Origin of the sequence: Deinococcus sp. JMULE3 (genome assembly GCF_013337115.1) — a bacterium.
Taxonomy (GTDB): domain Bacteria; phylum Deinococcota; class Deinococci; order Deinococcales; family Deinococcaceae; genus Deinococcus.
Window position 1 is genome coordinate 77,322 of the sequence record NZ_SGWE01000001.1, and the last position, 15,302, is coordinate 92,623.

The following is a 15,302-nucleotide window of genomic DNA, read 5'->3' on the forward strand; positions in this document are numbered from 1 at the left end:
TGCTCGGGACTCGGCGATCAGGGGGTGGCGATCAGGGCGCGTCCGTCACCGCTCAGGGTCACCTGCCCGGCGTGTGCCGGGACGAGCACCGTCCCGAAGGCCGGGACCTCCAGCCTCTCCCCCGCCGCCGCCAGCGTCAGGGTGCCCTCGACCACCGTCACGAGCCCGAAGGACGTCAGGGGAACCGCATCGCCGCCGCGCGCGCCCACCAGCGTGAATTCCGGGCAGCGCACCAGTTCGCCCACGCCGCCCGTCTCGGCGGCGGCCTTCCAGTCGCCACGCAGGTCGGCGCGGGTGACCGCCACGGACTCCTCGAGGTGCAGCGCGCGCCCCGCACTGGCGGGCCGGTCCCAGTCGAACACGCGGTAAGTGGTGTCGCTGGCCTGCTGCACCTCGTACAGCAGCAGCCCCGGCCCGAGCGCGTGCAGCGTCCCGGCCGGAATGAACAGCGTGTCGCCCACCTCGGGCGCCGCGCGTTCACTCACATCGAGAATGCCGCCGTGCCGGATGGCGTCCGCCAGCGCGTCGGGGGTGGTGCCGGGCGTGACGCCCGCCAGGAGTTCCGCGCCGGGTTCGACGTTCAGGAAGTGCCACGCCTCGGTCTTGCCCCGCTCTCCGGGGCCGACCATGACCTGCGCCTGCGCGTCGTTCGGGTGCACCTGCACGCTGAGCCAGTCGCGGCAGTCGAGGAGTTTGATCAGCAGCGGGAACCCCGCCCGGGGGTCAAGGTCCGGGCCGAGCAGGTCGCGGGGGTGGGCGCGCATGAGCTCATCCACCGTCTGCCCGGCCAGCGGTCCCGCCGCGACGACGCTGTGCCCGTCGGCGATCCAGGCCTCCCCGACCGGGGTGCCGCCGATCGGCGGGGCGAGGCGGTCCCCACCCCACACGCGGGCGTGAAAGCGGGGCGTCAGGAGCAACAGCGCGGGCAGTGGGGCGGGCAGATTCACGGTCATGGGATCTCCTCGGTGGACAGGTCCGGCTGAGCCGGCAGGGCAGGCGGCGTCCAGGCGCGCCACCAGCCGGGCAGGGCGTCGGGCGGCAGGGGCCGCGCGAACAGGTACCCCTGCATGTGCGCGCAGCCTAATTCCTGCAGGCGCGCGGCCTGCAGCGGCGTCTCGACGCCCTCGGCGATCACGGCGAGGTTCAGCGCGCCGCTGAGCGTCAGGATGGCCCGCACGATCGACGGGTCGGGTTCCGGGCCGTCCAGGTCACGCACGAACGACTGGTCGATCTTCAGGCCCGACACCGGCAGCCGCTTGAGGTAACTGAGGCTCGCGAAACCCGTCCCGAAATCGTCGATGCTGGCCGTGACGCCCAGGTCGCCCAGGACGTTCAGGACCCGCTGGGCGAGCGGGACGTCCTGCAGCAGCATGCCCTCGGTGAGTTCCAGTTCCAGCCGCAGCGGGTTCAGGCCGGTCTCCCGCAGCGTCCAGGCGACGACCTGCGTGAAGTTCGGGTCGCTGAACTGCGCCGGGGAGACGTTCACGGATACGTTCAGCGGCCCGAGGTCCGCCGTCCAGGCCTGCACCTGCGCGCAGGCCTCGCGCAGCGCCCACGCGCCGATCGGGACGATCAGGCCGGTCTCCTCGGCCAGCGGAATGAAACTCAGCGGGGGGCGCATCGACCCGTCCGGCTGCGGCCAGCGCAGCAGCGCCTCCACGCCGGTGACGCGGCCCGAGGACAGGTCCACCTTCGGCTGGTAGTGCAGCCGGAACTGCGCGTGGTCCAGCGCGGCGCGCAGGTCACTGACGAGCTGCTGGCGGGCCAGCAGGCCCGCGCGGACCTCGCCGGAGAAGAAGTGGTAGCGGTTACGCCCGTCGCGTTTGGCGCGGTACATGGCGGCGTCCGCGTGGCGCATCAGGTCCTCGACGGTCGTGCCGTCCTCCGGGTACAGGGCCAGTCCGGCACTGAAGGTCACGTTCAGGACCTGTCCCTCGACCGTGAAGGGTCCCTGCATCCCCGCGAGAATCTTCGCCGCGACCTGCTGCGCGTCCTGCGCCGAACGCAGGTCTGTGAGCAGCAGCACGAACTCGTCCCCGCCCAGGCGACTGACGGTGTCCGCCGCGCGCAGCAGGCCGCGCAGCCGCCCCGCCACCTGCCGCAGCAGTTCGTCCCCGGTGGAATGCCCCAGCGTGTCGTTGATGTCCTTGAAGTGATCGAGGTCCAGGAACATCAGCGCGAACCCCGACTCCTGCCGCTGGTAGTACGCCGTCGCCTGCCGCACCCGGTCGAGCAGCAGCACCCGGTTGGGCAGGTCCGTCAGCGCGTCATGCTGCGCGAGGTGACTCATCTGACGGGTCAGGGCGCGGCTCTCGGTGACGTCCCGCACGACCATCACCGCGCCCGTCACGCGGCCGTCCGCGCCGCGCAGCGGCGAGACGGTCACCGCCACCTCCCGCGGGCCGCCGGGCAGGTCCAGCAGGGCCGCGCGGTCCGCCGGGGTGCGCTGCACCTCACCGGACTGCAGCGCCCGCGTCACGAGGCGCTGACCGTCCGCGTCCGGCAGGTCCAGCAGTCCCAGCGCGCCGCCCAGCAGGTCCCCGAAGGTGTCCAGGGCGGCCGTGTTCTGGAAGGTCACGCGCCCCGCCGGGTCCACGCGCAGCACCGCGTCGGTGATGCCGTCCAGCGTCACCCGGTAGGCTTCCTGCGCGTCCAGCAGCGCCAGTTCCGCTGCGCGGCGCGCGGTGATGTCGGTGCCCAGCGCGTAGAAGCCCTGCACCTGCCCCTCGCGGACGTCCGGAATGTACGTGGCCTGCATGTACCGCGCGCCGTCGGGCGTGAGGATGTCCCGCTCGAACACGCTGCCGCGCCCGGCGAGCGCCGCCTGGATCGCGTCGGCGTTCTGCGCGTACAGCTCCTCGCCCAGCAGGTCACGCATGGTCATGCGGCCGATCTGCTCGGGCGTGCGCCCGAACACCTTCCGGTACGCGGCGTTGCTGAAGCGGTTGCGTTCCTCCCGGTCCCAGTACCCGATGGTGGCCGGCAGGTTGTCCAGGATCGCCTGCAGGTCCGCGCGGGTCTGTTGCAGCTCCAGGCGGGCCTGCACGCGCTCGGTGACGTCCAGTTGCGTGCCGGTCACGCGGGTGGGCTGACCGGCCCCGTCCCGCTCGGCGACGCTGCCGCGCAGCTGAATCCAGCGCCAGCTGCCGTCCGGCACGCGGATGCGGTACTCGGTCTCGTAGTAGGGCGTGCGCTGCTCGGCGTGCTGCAGGTACGCGCCGACCAGGCCGGGCAGGTCGTCCGGGTGGATCAGGGCGACCCAGGCGTCCTGATCGCCGTTCACCTGCGCCGGATCGAAACCCAGTCGGGACAGCCACGCGTCCGACAGGTTCACGCGCCCCTCGGACACCCGCCAGTCCCAGATGCTCTCGTGACTGCCGTCCAGGGCCAGCTGCAACTGACCCTGCAGCGCCAGCAGCTGCTCGCGCTGCTCCCGCTGCACGCTGCGGTCCTGCACCTGCGCCGCGAACAGCAGCGGCTCGCCCCCCTCGTCCCGGATGAGTGCCACGTTCAGCTGCGCCCAGATGACGTGACCGTCCCGATGAACGTAACGCTTGCTCAGCTCGAACGACGTGATCTCCCCGGTCAGCAGTTGCCGCTGCAGGTCCACGTTTGGCTGCAGGTCGTCCGGGTGCGTGACCATCTGGAATCCCGCCCCCAGGAGTTCCTCGGGCCGGTAGCCGAGCAGGTCGCACAGGCTGCGGTTCACGCGCACGAACCGCCCGTCGGTGGACGTCAGCGCCATGCCGATCGCGGCGTGCTCGAACGTCGCCTCGAACAGTTGCGTGTCGGTCGTCACGAAGGCCCCGACTCGACGATCTGGCCGCTCGGTCCGGGCCTCAGGGGCAACGCCCGGTGTTCACCGTGCATCACAGAAACAGACGGAATCCAGCTCACACCCGCTTCACCTCCCCGGTCGGTCACGCGGCCCGGAGCGTCCCCCCGGTCACCGCATCTTACGGTGCCAGCGAGCCGCACGGCACGCCAAAATCGGCACGCCGGGGGGGATACCCCTCCACGTGCCCCGCCGGGGTTCATACGGGCTGCGTTTCGCTCCTGCTCGCGCTGCGAAGCAGCTCTGCGAGTCTGCTCGGATTGAGCGGCTGTGTCCGCCATTCAGGCGGAGTCCGGATCAGAGGCCGAACACGGCGCGCTGCTGCGGGTGGATCAGGTCGTTGTACTCCGGGTGGCGGCGGATGTACGCCGCGATGAACGGGCACATCGGCAGCACCAGTTTTCCCTGCTCACGGATATCGTCCAGCGCGGCGCGGGCGAGCTGACTGCCGAGCCCCTCGCCCTCGTGGCCTTCCTCGACCTCGGTGTGGGGGAGCATCACGGCGTTCCCGACCGGGCGGAACTCCGCGAAGCCCAGCACGCGGTCCCCGTCAGTCAGTTCGTAGCGTTGCGTGTCGTCGTTGCGGCGCACCTGTGTCATGCCCGTCATGGTGCACGTCCGCGCGGGCCGGGCGCCTTGACCGGACCTTCACGCGCGCCGGGGCTGGGCAGGCGACGCAGGGCAGGACCGGGCTCATCAGGGCATACGCCGGGGCGGTATGCTGGGCGCACGAGATGAGCGACGTCCCCCCTGCCCTGACCGACACCGACACCCGCGTCCTGCTGCGCCTGCGCCGCATCGAGGGTCAGGTGCGCGGCCTGCAGCGCATGATCGAGGAGGGCCGCGACTGCCACGACATCCTGACGCAACTGTCCGGCGTGCGCAGCGCCCTCGACGCCGCCGGGGAGCAGATCCTCGAGCAGTACGCCTCCGGCTGCCGCGCCCGCCCCGGCGAGGAGATCACCCCGCAGGACGTCGTGCGGGCCGTGAAACTCCTGCGCCGCTGACCACACACCCACCCGCGCCACTCAGCGCGCGGTGTCCGAGGGACTGAGCAGTTCGTTGCGCCGCTCGAAGGCCCGCATGAAGCGGCCCAGCACCTCCGTCTGCGTGCGGTAGGCCGCCACGGCGCGCGTCTTGACCGCCAGATCCTCCGCATCCAGCGGCACCCGCTGCCACGGCAGGTGACGCGCCAGCGGCGGCGGCACCAGCGGCAGATTCGGGTGTGCGCCCTTGGGCAGCGGCCACTCCAGCCCGCCGTGCACCACCCAGTAGCGCAGGCGACCTTGCAGGCCCAGCCGCGCCGTGACCCGCTGCGCGAACAGCGTCAGGGTGTGATGATCCAGGTGGAAGTCCTCGTGGGCGGGAATCAGGATCACGTCGGGCTGCACGCGGCGCAGGACGCGCTCCAGGTCCGCCTCCAGCGCCTCGCCGGTGAAGGGCGCGCCGGGCGTCTGCGCCTCCCGCAGGTACGTGGCCGACGTCCCGGTCCGCGGGGACGTGTACGGCCGGTCGAAGTTCACGCCGTTCAGGAAGCGCAGGCCACCGTCCGGGTACCCCAGGACCACCTGATGGTCCAAGGGGATGCCCAGCACGACGGCGGCCGCGCGGGCCTCCCCGACACGGCGTTCACCCAGCGCCCGCAGCGCCAGGCCCTGCGGGTGCAGGGTCCGTTCGGTCAGGGCCGCGTCGAACTCGAAGCCGTCCCCGGCGGTGATCCAGGTGACGAACACCTCGGCGCCCGCCGCGCGCGCCCGGTTCAGCATGCCCGCGCAGCACAGCGTCTCGTCGTCCGGATGCGGTGAGAGCAGCAGCACCCGCTGCCCCGCCCGGAACGCCGGGGCGACCGGCAGGGCCGCCACCGCGCGCGCCTCGCGGCCCGTCACGCCAGGAATCGGCTCGTTGATCCACGCGGCCAGCCCCAGCAGGACCAGCAGCGTCGCGGGCAGGGTCCAGCGGGGCAGGGGTCGGGGCAGCGCGCGGCGCGGGCGGGTCATCACCGCGGAGTGTAGCGGTCAGCGGGCCGCCTGCTCAGGCCTTCAGTGTCCGTCGTGGCTGGCGTCCGTATGACCATCCGTGTGACCGTCCGTGTGGGTATCGCCGTGGGCCTCGTCGTGGGCGGGCGCCGTCACGGGCGTGGCGACCGGCTGGGCGGCACCTGGGGAGGTCTCGGCTTCCGGAACCGTGGTGCGGACGGGCGCGGCCGTGATCTTCTCCGGCGTGGCGGCGGAGGTGTCGGCTGGCGCGGCTGAGTGGTCGGAGGCACCGTGAACCCACCGGTTGTTCCCCAGGCGGAGACAACACCGGCTGGTCAGGCTCAGTGCTTTTCCGTAAAATGAAATTCAAGTTCATCCAGTGAAAAACCCCGAGCTGTCTGTCCCCCCAAGGAGTGCCCGCATGACCCAGACCCTGCCCGCCGGCCTGACCATCACCGCCCCCATCACGGACGCGCAGCGTGAGATCCTCATGCCCGAGGCGCTGGCCTTCGTCGCCGACCTGCACCGCCGCTTCGAGGAGCGCCGCCGCGACCTGATGGCCGCCCGCGAGACCCGTCAGGCCGCGCTGGACGCCGGGGCGCTGCCGGACTTCCTGCCCGAAACCCGCTCAGTGCGCGAGGGCGACTGGCGCATCAATCCGCTGCCCGACGACCTGAAGGACCGCCGGGTGGAGATCACCGGCCCCGTGGACCGCAAGATGATCATCAACGCGCTGAACAGCGGCGCGCGGGTGTTCATGGCCGACTTCGAGGACGCGAGCAGCCCCACCTGGGAGAACTGCGTGGACGGGCAGATCAACCTCCGCGACGCGGTGCGCCGCACCATCCGCCTGGACACGAACGGGAAGACGTACCAGCTGAACGAGAAGACGGCCGTGCTGCTCGTGCGCCCACGTGGCTGGCACCTCCCGGAAAAGCACGTGCAGGTGGACGGCGAGACCGTGTACGGGGCGCTGTTCGACTTCGGGCTGTACGTGTGGCACAACGCGCAGGAACTCCTGGCGCGCGGCTCGGGGCCGTACTTCTACCTGCCGAAGATGGAATCGCACCTCGAAGCGAGACTGTGGAACGACGTGTTCAACCTCGCCGAGGAGACGCTGGGCCTGACGCGCGGCACGATCAAGGGCACGGTGCTGATCGAGACGATCCTCGCCGCGTTCGAGATGGACGAGATCCTCTATGAGCTGCGCGAGCACTCGGCGGGCCTGAACTGCGGCCGCTGGGACTACATCTTCAGCTACATCAAGAAACTTCGCACGCACAAAGGCCGGATCCTGCCCGACCGCGCGAAGGTCAGCATGGCCGTCCCGATGATGCAGGCGTACAGCAAACTCGCCATCCAGACCTGCCACAGGCGCGGCGCGCCCGCCATCGGCGGCATGAGCGCCTTCATTCCCGTCAAGGGCGACGAGGCGAAGAACGCCGCCGCGTTCGAACAGGTGCGCCTCGACAAGGAACGCGAGGCGACGAACGGGCACGACGGCACCTGGGTCGCGCACCCCGGCATGGTGGCCCTCGCCACCGAGGTCTTCGACCGGCTGATGCCCGAACCCAACCAGATCGGCAGCGGCAAGCAGGCCGACCTGACCGTCACCGCCGCCGACCTCCTCACCCCGCCCGACGGCACCGTCACCGAGGCGGGCGTGCGGATGAACGTGAACGTCGGCATCCAGTACCTCGCGGCGTGGCTGCGCGGCTCGGGCGCCGTGCCCATCCACAACCTGATGGAGGACGCCGCGACCGCCGAGATCAGCCGCGCGCAGCTGTGGCAGTGGCGGCACCACGGCGTGACCCTGGAGGACGGCCGCGTCCTGACCCCGGAGCTGTGGGACGAACTGTTCGACGACGAGGCCGCCAAACTGGGTGAGGGGTACGCGGACGCCGCGCGGCTGTTCCGCACCACCGCGACCGGCACGCCCCTGATGGACTTCCTGACCCTGCCCGGCTACGAGGCGCTGGCCTGAGCGTGACCGAGAACGCCTCTCGCGGGGGACGCCCGCGCGGCGCGGACGCACCGGGCGGCGTCCGCACCCTGGAACGCGGCCTGAGCGTCCTGTGGGCGCTCGCCACGCTGCGCGAGGCCCCGCTGTCGCAGGTGGCGCGCGCCGCCGGACTGTCGGCCAGCACCGCGTACCGCCTGCTGGAGACGCTGCGGCAGCAGGGCTTCGTGGAATGGGAGGAAGCCTCGGGACTCTTCCGGGTGGGTCTGCGGGCCTATCAGGTGGGGGCGGCGTTCGACGCGGCGCACGCCCTGACCGCCGCTGCCGCGCCGGAGATGCGCGCCCTGGTTGCCGAGCTGGGCGAGAGCGCGAACCTCGCGGTGCTGCGCCCGCACGGGGCAGGGCTGGAGGCCGCGTACGTGCATCAGGTCGAGGGGCCGCAACTCGTGCGGATGTTCACGCAGACCGGCGCGAGCGCGCCCCTGCACGCGTCCGGGGTGGGCAAGGTGCTGCTGGCCGCGCGGCCCGAGGCGGAGGCGCGACGGGCGCTGGAGGCCACCACCCTGACCGCGTACACGCCGCACACCCTGACCACCGTGGACGCGGTACTGGCCGCCGTGCACCGCGTGCGCGAGGACGGCTACGCGCTGGACGACCAGGAACGTGAGCTGGGCGTGCGCTGCGTGGCCGTCCCGGTGCCCGGCGCGGACGGGCGGGTCGCGGCGGCGCTGAGCGTCTCGGCCCCCACGTCCCGCCTGACGCCCGAGCAGGTGCCGCGCTTCCTGGCGGCAGCGCAGGCGGCTGCCGGGCGAATCTCGTCCCGGCTGGGCCACCGGGACGCCTGAGCGGCTCTATGCTGCGGCGCATGCCCGACCCGTGCCGGTGGTGTCCGTGAAGCCGCCCGATCTCCCCTCCCCCACCGCCCGCGCGCTGGCGGCGGCGCTGCACGCCGCGCTGGCAGACGCGTGGACGGCCGTGGACGCGCCCGGCCCGCTGGACGCCGCGCCGCCCGTCACGGACTACCGCGCCGCTCCCGTCCCGGACGACCTGAGCGCGGGCCGCGCGGAACTGATCGTGGAGGCCAGCGACCTGCCCGCGCTGCGCGCCGCCCTGAGCAGCGGCGCGGACGCCGTCGTGATCGACTTCGACGATACCTTCGCCCCCACCCCGGCGAACGTCGCGGCGGCCTGGGCGGCCCTGCCGGAGTGGCTCGCGGCGGACGTGCCGCTGCTGGCGCGGCCCCGCGCGCTGTACGCCCCGCAGCCGGGCCTGACCTTCGCGGGACAGCCCGCGCGGGGCGCGCTGTGCGATCTGGCGGCGCTGCTGACCGCGCGGCCGGGCCGGGTGCCGCACCTGTACCTGCCGAAACTGGAATCCGTGCCGCAGGCCCGCGCGTGGGCGACCGCGCTGCGCGCCTCGGAGGCGCACCTGGGCCTGAACCCCGGCACGCTGCGGGTGTGCCTGCAGATCGAGACCCTGCCGGGCCTGCTGCACATGGACGCCCTGCTGTCCGAACTGCGCGGGTGGGCGTTCGGGCTGAACGCGGGCCGCTGGGATTACGTGTTCAGCCTCGTGAAGACCACCGGGGCCACCCGGCCTGTGCCGTTCCCACCCCGCTCCGGGCTGGGAATGGACGTGGACGCCATGCAGGCCTACGCGCAGGCGCTCGTGGACGTGTGCCGCGCCCGCGGCGCGCAGGCAGTCGGCGGGACGGCAGCGGTGAGCCCCGACCCCCTCGACCCCACCCCGGCGCTGGACGCCGTGCGGGCCGACAAGGCCCGCGAGGCCGCGCAGGGCTTCCAGGGCGCGTGGGCGGGCCTGCCCGAACTCCTGGACGCGGTGCGGGAGGGACTGGCGACCCCCGCTCCTCCCCCTGCCCCGACCGGTCCCGTGACGCGCGAGCAGCTGCTGGCCCTCCCCGACCCCGGCCCGCTCCCCGCCGCCGAGGTGCGGGACACGCTGGGCCTCGCGCTGGACGTCTTCGGCGCGTGGTTCGACGGGCGGGGCGTGATCACGCGGAACGGGCGGATCGAGGACACCGCCACGGCGGAACTCGCCCGCGCGCTGCTGTGGCAGTGGGTGCGGGTGGGTGCACCGCTGGACGACGGCAGCGTCTTCGACCGCGCCGCGTACCGCACGCTGCGCCGCGCCCTGCGCCCCGACGACGCCCCGGAAGCCAGGCTGCTTGATCATGTCGTCCTGGCCGACGCGGCCCCGGCGTATGTTCCCCTGGAAGCCCACCGCCTGACCCTCACCCCAACCAGCCCCGCATGATCATCCCGTTCCGCTGGTCTCGACGCCCCCTCACCCTTCCGTCGCTCCGCTCCACTGCTGCGCAGCTCTCCGAGTCCATCCCTCTCCCACCAGGGGAGAGGGGAATATGGAACGAGTTTCCGTTGGCTCCAGGCCCTGACCTTTCACCTTCAAGGACCTTCCATGACTGACCTGACCCTGCTGTCGCGCCGCGCGCACGACGCCTGCGCGACCCTGGCTGCCCACACCGAGGTGCCGGGCGAGATCACCCGCACGTTCCTCAGCGCGCCCAGCCGCGACGTGACGGCCTTCCTGACCGCCTGGGCGCACGAGCTGGGCCTGGAGGTGCGCGTGGACAGCGCCGGGAACCTCCGCGCGCGGCGGGCCGGGCCGACGCCGGACGCGCCCACGCTGTTCCTGGGGTCGCACGTGGACACCGTGCCGGACGCCGGGGCCTTCGATGGCGTGCTGGGCGTGACGCTGGCCTTCGCGGTCGCGGAGGCGCTGCGGGGTGAGGCGCTGCCGTTCGCGCTGGAGCTGCTGGCGTTCAGCGAGGAGGAGGGCGTGCGCTTCGGCGTGCCGTTCATCGGGAGCCGCGCCCTGACCGGCACGCTGGAGCCGCTGCTGACCCTGCGGGACGCGCGGGGCATGAGCGTGCTGGACGCCATCCGCGCGTACGGCCTGGACGACGCGGCCCTGCCGGACGCCGTGGTGCAGGGCGGGGCGCTGGGCTTCCTGGAGTTCCACATCGAGCAGGGGCCGGTGCTGCAGGCGGCGGGCGCAGCGGTGGGGGTGGTGAGTGCCATCGTGGGGCAGGACCGCGTGCTGCTGGACTTCACGGGGCAGGCGGCGCACGCGGGCACCACACCGATGGGGCACCGCCGGGACGCGCTGGCGGCGGCCGCGCGCTTCGCGGTGGCGGCGGAGGATCTGGCGCGCGCCACGGCGGGGCTGGTGGCGACGGTGGGCGTGATGACCGCGCGGCCCGGCGCGATCAACGTGATTCCGGGCTCGGCGCACTGCACACTGGACCTGCGGCACGAGGACGACGCGGTGCGGGCCGGGGCGCTGGAGACACTGCTGAGCTCGGCGCGCGCCTTCGCGGAGGAGCGGGGCGTGACCCTGGACGTCACGCACAAGATGGCGCAGCCCGCCATCCCGATGGACGCCTCCTTCCGTGAGCTGCTGCGCGCGGCGGCCGCGCAGGAAGGCCTGAGTGCGCCCGATCTGGTGAGCGGGGCGGGGCACGACGCGATGATCCTCGCGGAGCGGATGCCCGCCGCGATGCTGTTCCTGCGCTCGCCGAACGCGCTGAGTCACCACCCGGACGAGATGGTGAACCCGGAGGACGTGGACGCCGCGCTGCGGGTGGGCGTCGCGTTCGTCCGCGCGCTGGCGGCCCGCGAGGGGACGCGCTGATGGCGCTGGACCTGCTCGTCCGGGGGGGACGCTGGTCACGCCGCACGGCCCGGTGCGGGCCGATCTGGCCGTCGAGGACGGGCGGATCGTGAGCCTCGCGCTGGACGTGTTCGCGCCCGCCCGCGAGGAGATCGACGCGACCGGGCTGCACGTCTTCCCCGGCGTGGTGGACGCCCACGTGCACCTGAACGAACCGGGCCGCACCCACTGGGAGGGCTTCGACACCGGCACCCGCGCGCTGGCGGCGGGCGGCGCGACGAGTTTCCTGGACATGCCGCTGAATTCCTCGCCGCCGCTGCTGGACGCGCGGGCCTTCGCGGAGAAACGCGCGCTGGGCGAGGCGAAATCCCGCCTGGATTTCGGCCTGTGGGGCGGCCTGACGCCGCTGAACCTCCCGGAACTGGACGAGCTGGCGGCGTGCGGCGTGATCGGCTTCAAGGCGTTCATGAGTCACAGTGGCCTGGACGAATTTCCCGCCGCAGACGACGTGACGCTGTTCGAGGGGATGCGCGCCGCGCGCCGGGCCAGGCTGATCGTCGCGACGCATGCCGAGAGCGACGCGTTCACCCGCACGCTGTCGCAGGCGGCCCGCGAGCACGGGCAGACGGGCGTGCGGGACTACCTCGCGTCACGCCCGCCGGTCACGGAGGCCGAAGCGGTGGGCCGCGCGATCCTCTTCGCCGAGGAGACCGGCGCGGCCCTGCACCTCGTGCACCTCAGCACCGCGCGCGGCGTCGCCCTGGCCGCCGAGGCCCGCGCGCGCGGCGTGGACGTCACCGCCGAAACCTGCCCGCACTACCTCCACTGGACCGGGGAGGACGTCGAGCGGGTCGGGGCGCTGCTCAAATGCGCGCCGCCCATCCGGGACGCCGGCACCCGCGAGGCGCTGTGGACGGCGCTCAGGGCCGGGCGGATCGACACGGTCGGCAGCGACCACTCCCCCGCCCCGCCCGAACTGAAGACCGGGGAGGACTTCTTCGCCATCTGGGGCGGGATCAGCGGCGCGCAGTCCACCCTGAACGTGCTGCTCGACGGCGGGTACTGGCAGCGGGACGTGCCGCTGGAACTGATCGCGGCGGTCGCCTCGCTCAATCCCGCGCGGCGCTTCCGGCTGGCCAGCAAGGGCGCGCTGCGGCTGGGTGCGGACGCCGACCTCGCGCTGGTGCGGCTGGACGAGACGTTCACGCTGACCGAACTGCACGACCGCCACCACGGCAACCCGTACCGGGGGCAGAGCTTCCGGGGGCGGGTGCAGGCCACGTACCTGCGCGGGCAGCGCGTGTTCGCGCAATTGCCCGGCGGGGCGATTTTCGACGAGTCCGTACGGGGGCAGCTACTGCGCCCGGCGAAGGAGACCGCATGAAACACCTGGGAGTCACCCGTTCCGCGTTGCGTGAGGCGCACGCGGTGATCACGCCCGACACGTTCGTCCGCACGGCGCTGGCCGAGTGGCCCGGCAGCGCGGTGGTGCTGCACATCGCGCCGGTGATCGGGCTGGGGGCGAGGTTCGTGCAGTTCACGGCGGAGATGACAGCTGGGGCGCGGGCGCGCGAGTCGGCGCTGGGCTACCAGCGGTTCGTATTCGTGCTGAGCGGCGAGGTGCAGGTGGAGGTGGACGGCGAGTCGCGGACGCTGCGCGAGTCGGATCACGTGTTCTTCCCGGCGGGGGTCATGCACACGCTGGAGGCGCGGGGTGCGGCGCGGGTGGCGGTGTTCGAGAAGCCGTACCAGGGCGCGCCGGGCGTGGACGCCCCGCCGGTGTGCTGGGGGAACGAGCGGGAGAATCCGGGGGCGCCGTTCGAGGGCGACGAGCGGCTGATCGCGCGCAAGCTGCTGCCGGACGATCCGCGTTTCGATTTCATGATGAGCACCATGAGTTTCGCGCCGGGCGCGACCCTGCCGTACACGGAGGTGCACTACATGGAGCACGGCCTGCTGCTGCTCTCGGGCGAGGGCCTGTACAAGCTGCAGGAGGCGTATTACCCGGTGCAGACGGGGGACGTGATCTGGATGGGCGCGCACTGCCCGCAGTGGTACGGCGCGCTGGGCCGTGACTGGAGCAAGTACCTGCTGTTCAAGGATATGAACCGCCATCCCCTCACCCTGACCGGAGGCCAGCCGTGAACCGACGCACCCTGCCCCTGACCGACCACTACGACGTCCGCCGCGGCGAGGACGGCCACCGCTATCTCCACCCGCTGGTGCGCGGGTTTCCGCTGCTGCGCTTCCCGCTGCTCAACAAGGGCACGGCGTTCACGGAGGCCGAGCGGGAGGCGCTGGGCCTGGACGGCCTGCTGGCCCCGCAGGTGGACACGCTGGACGCGCTGGTCGAGCGGCAGTACGCGGAGTACGCGCAGATCACCGAGCCGCTGGACCGGCACGTGTTCCTGCGCAACCTGCAGGACCGCAACGAGGTGCTGTTCTACGCGCTGCTGTCCGCGCATGTCGAGGAGATGCTGCCCGTGGTGTACACACCGACGGTGGGCCTGGCCGTGCAGAAGTTCAGCCAGATCTACCGCTACCCGCGCGGCCTGACGCTGAGCACCCGGAACATCGACCGGGCCGGGGCGGCGCTGGCGAACGTGCCGCTGAACGACGTGCGGATCATCGTGGCGACCGATTCCAGCGCGATCCTGGGCATCGGGGATCAGGGTTTCGGGGGCATGGCGATCAGCATCGGGAAACTGTCGCTGTACACCGTGGCGGGCGGCGTGGGGCCGGACAAGACCCTCCCGGTGGAACTGGATGTGGGGACGGGGCGCGCGGACCTGCGGGACGACCCGGCGTACCTGGGCGTGAAGCACGAGCGGCTGACCGGGGACGAGTACCTGCGCTTCGTGGACCGTTTCGTGGAGGCGACGCTGCAGCGCTACCCGAAGGCGATCATCCAGTGGGAGGACTTCAGCAAGGACGCGGCGTTCGAGGTGCTGCGCCGCTACCGCCGGGTCGTGCCGAGCTTCAACGACGACATCCAGGGGACGGGCGCCGTGGTGCTGGCCGGGGTGCTGAACGCCTGCCGGATGAAGGGCGAGGCGCTGCGCGATCAGGTGGTCGTCGTGCATGGCGCGGGCGCGGGTGGGGCAGGGGTGGCCCTGGCGATCCGCGAGGGAATGCGCCGCGAGGGCCTGAGTGAAGCGGGGATCGCGGCGCGGGTGTTCGTGCTCGACTCGCGTGGGCTGCTGACCGACGACCGCCACATGGAGGACTACAAGCGGGCGCTGGCCACGCCGAAGGCCCTGACGGACGGCTGGGCGGGCACCGACCTGGAAAACGTGATCCGCGAGGCGAGGGCAACGGTGCTGCTGGGCCTCAGCGGGCAGCCCGGCATCTTCAGCGAGGGGGTGGTGCGCGCCGCGCACGCCAATACGCCCCGCCCGCTGGTGTTCCCGCTGAGCAACCCCACCGCGAACACGGAAGCCCTCCCGGCGGACATCCTGGCCTGGACTGGCGGGCAGGCGATCGTGGCGACCGGCAGTCCCTTCGACCCGGTCCGCCTGCACGGCGAGATGCACGAGATCGGGCAGGGGAACAACGCGTTCATCTTCCCCGGGCTGGGTTTCGGCGCGATCCTGGCGCGCGTGCGCGAGGTCACGGACGAGATGGTCACCGCCGCCGCGTACGCCCTGGCGGAGTACACGCAGGCGAACCACCCGGGCCGCACGTACCCGCCGGTCGATGAACTGAGTCACGCGAGCATTCACGTGGCGGTGGCCGTGATCCGGCAGGCCCTCGCGGACGGCGTCGCCACCGAGTTTACGCTGCGCGGTCAGACCGACGCGCAGCTGCTGGACACGGTCCGGCGCAAGTTCTGGCAGCCGAAGTACCTCCCGTTCCGGCCGCGCGAGTAACGCGGGGCAAA

At 72.4% G+C, this 15,302-nt stretch carries 13 protein-coding genes; 9 read left to right on the plus strand and 4 right to left on the minus strand.

What is annotated here, in order from left to right; all coding sequences use genetic code 11:
- Positions 1 to 17 precede the first annotated feature (17 nt).
- From EXW95_RS00325 to EXW95_RS00335, 3 genes are all read right to left on the minus strand, one after another.
- Complete coding sequence (locus EXW95_RS00325) at positions 18 to 953, minus strand: type I phosphomannose isomerase catalytic subunit (protein ID WP_174365840.1); 936 nt, start codon at positions 951 to 953, stop codon at positions 18 to 20.
- Positions 950 to 3,799 carry an EAL domain-containing protein gene (locus EXW95_RS00330; RefSeq protein WP_174365841.1) on the minus strand — a complete coding sequence of 950 codons (2,850 nt, stop codon included), beginning with the start codon at positions 3,797 to 3,799 and terminating at the stop codon, positions 950 to 952. Before EXW95_RS00330 ends, EXW95_RS00325 begins: the two co-directional genes overlap by 4 nt.
- 333 nt (positions 3,800 to 4,132) lie before the next feature.
- Positions 4,133 to 4,435, minus strand: coding sequence for a GNAT family N-acetyltransferase (locus tag EXW95_RS00335; protein WP_174365842.1), 303 nt, complete (start codon positions 4,433 to 4,435; stop codon positions 4,133 to 4,135).
- Between the two features lie 134 nt (positions 4,436 to 4,569).
- On the opposite strand from EXW95_RS00335, the gene EXW95_RS00340 reads away from it, so the two are divergent.
- Positions 4,570 to 4,842: a metal-sensitive transcriptional regulator gene (locus EXW95_RS00340; protein ID WP_174365843.1), complete on the plus strand. Its 273-nt coding sequence runs from the start codon at positions 4,570 to 4,572 to the stop codon at positions 4,840 to 4,842.
- Positions 4,843 to 4,863: 21 nt separating this feature from the next.
- Here EXW95_RS00340 and EXW95_RS00345 read toward each other — a convergent pair whose 3' ends face one another.
- On the minus strand, positions 4,864 to 5,832 hold the full coding sequence (locus EXW95_RS00345) for a PIG-L deacetylase family protein (RefSeq protein ID WP_174365844.1): 969 nt from the start codon (positions 5,830 to 5,832) through the stop codon (positions 4,864 to 4,866).
- Positions 5,833 to 5,901: 69 nt separating this feature from the next.
- On the opposite strand from EXW95_RS00345, the gene EXW95_RS00350 reads away from it, so the two are divergent.
- The 8 genes from EXW95_RS00350 to EXW95_RS00385 all read left to right on the plus strand — a co-directional run bounded on the left by EXW95_RS00350 (position 5,902) and on the right by EXW95_RS00385 (position 15,291).
- Positions 5,902 to 6,087, plus strand: coding sequence for a hypothetical protein (locus EXW95_RS00350; RefSeq protein ID WP_174365845.1), 186 nt, complete (start codon positions 5,902 to 5,904; stop codon positions 6,085 to 6,087).
- Between the two features lie 145 nt (positions 6,088 to 6,232).
- On the plus strand, positions 6,233 to 7,795 hold the full coding sequence (gene aceB, locus EXW95_RS00355) for a malate synthase A (RefSeq protein WP_174365846.1): 1,563 nt from the start codon (positions 6,233 to 6,235) through the stop codon (positions 7,793 to 7,795).
- Positions 7,796 to 7,797: 2 nt separating this feature from the next.
- Positions 7,798 to 8,616: an IclR family transcriptional regulator gene (locus EXW95_RS00360; protein ID WP_371809842.1), complete on the plus strand. Its 819-nt coding sequence runs from the start codon at positions 7,798 to 7,800 to the stop codon at positions 8,614 to 8,616.
- A gap of 46 nt (positions 8,617 to 8,662) precedes the next feature.
- Complete coding sequence (locus tag EXW95_RS00365) at positions 8,663 to 10,045, plus strand: malate synthase A (protein WP_174365847.1); 1,383 nt, start codon at positions 8,663 to 8,665, stop codon at positions 10,043 to 10,045.
- 162 nt (positions 10,046 to 10,207) lie between these two features.
- Positions 10,208 to 11,443 (plus strand): allantoate amidohydrolase, encoded by a 1,236-nt coding sequence (locus EXW95_RS00370; RefSeq protein WP_174365848.1) that lies wholly within the window; start codon positions 10,208 to 10,210, stop codon positions 11,441 to 11,443.
- 52 nt (positions 11,444 to 11,495) lie between these two features.
- On the plus strand, positions 11,496 to 12,806 hold the full coding sequence (gene allB / locus EXW95_RS00375) for an allantoinase AllB (protein ID WP_371809843.1): 1,311 nt from the start codon (positions 11,496 to 11,498) through the stop codon (positions 12,804 to 12,806).
- Positions 12,803 to 13,567 carry a (S)-ureidoglycine aminohydrolase gene (allE, locus tag EXW95_RS00380; RefSeq protein WP_174365849.1) on the plus strand — a complete coding sequence of 255 codons (765 nt, stop codon included), beginning with the start codon at positions 12,803 to 12,805 and terminating at the stop codon, positions 13,565 to 13,567. Before allB ends, allE begins: the two co-directional genes overlap by 4 nt.
- Positions 13,564 to 15,291 carry an NAD-dependent malic enzyme gene (locus EXW95_RS00385; protein WP_371809844.1) on the plus strand — a complete coding sequence of 576 codons (1,728 nt, stop codon included), beginning with the start codon at positions 13,564 to 13,566 and terminating at the stop codon, positions 15,289 to 15,291. The genes allE and EXW95_RS00385 overlap by 4 nt, the downstream gene beginning before the upstream one ends.
- Positions 15,292 to 15,302: the final 11 nt, after the last annotated feature.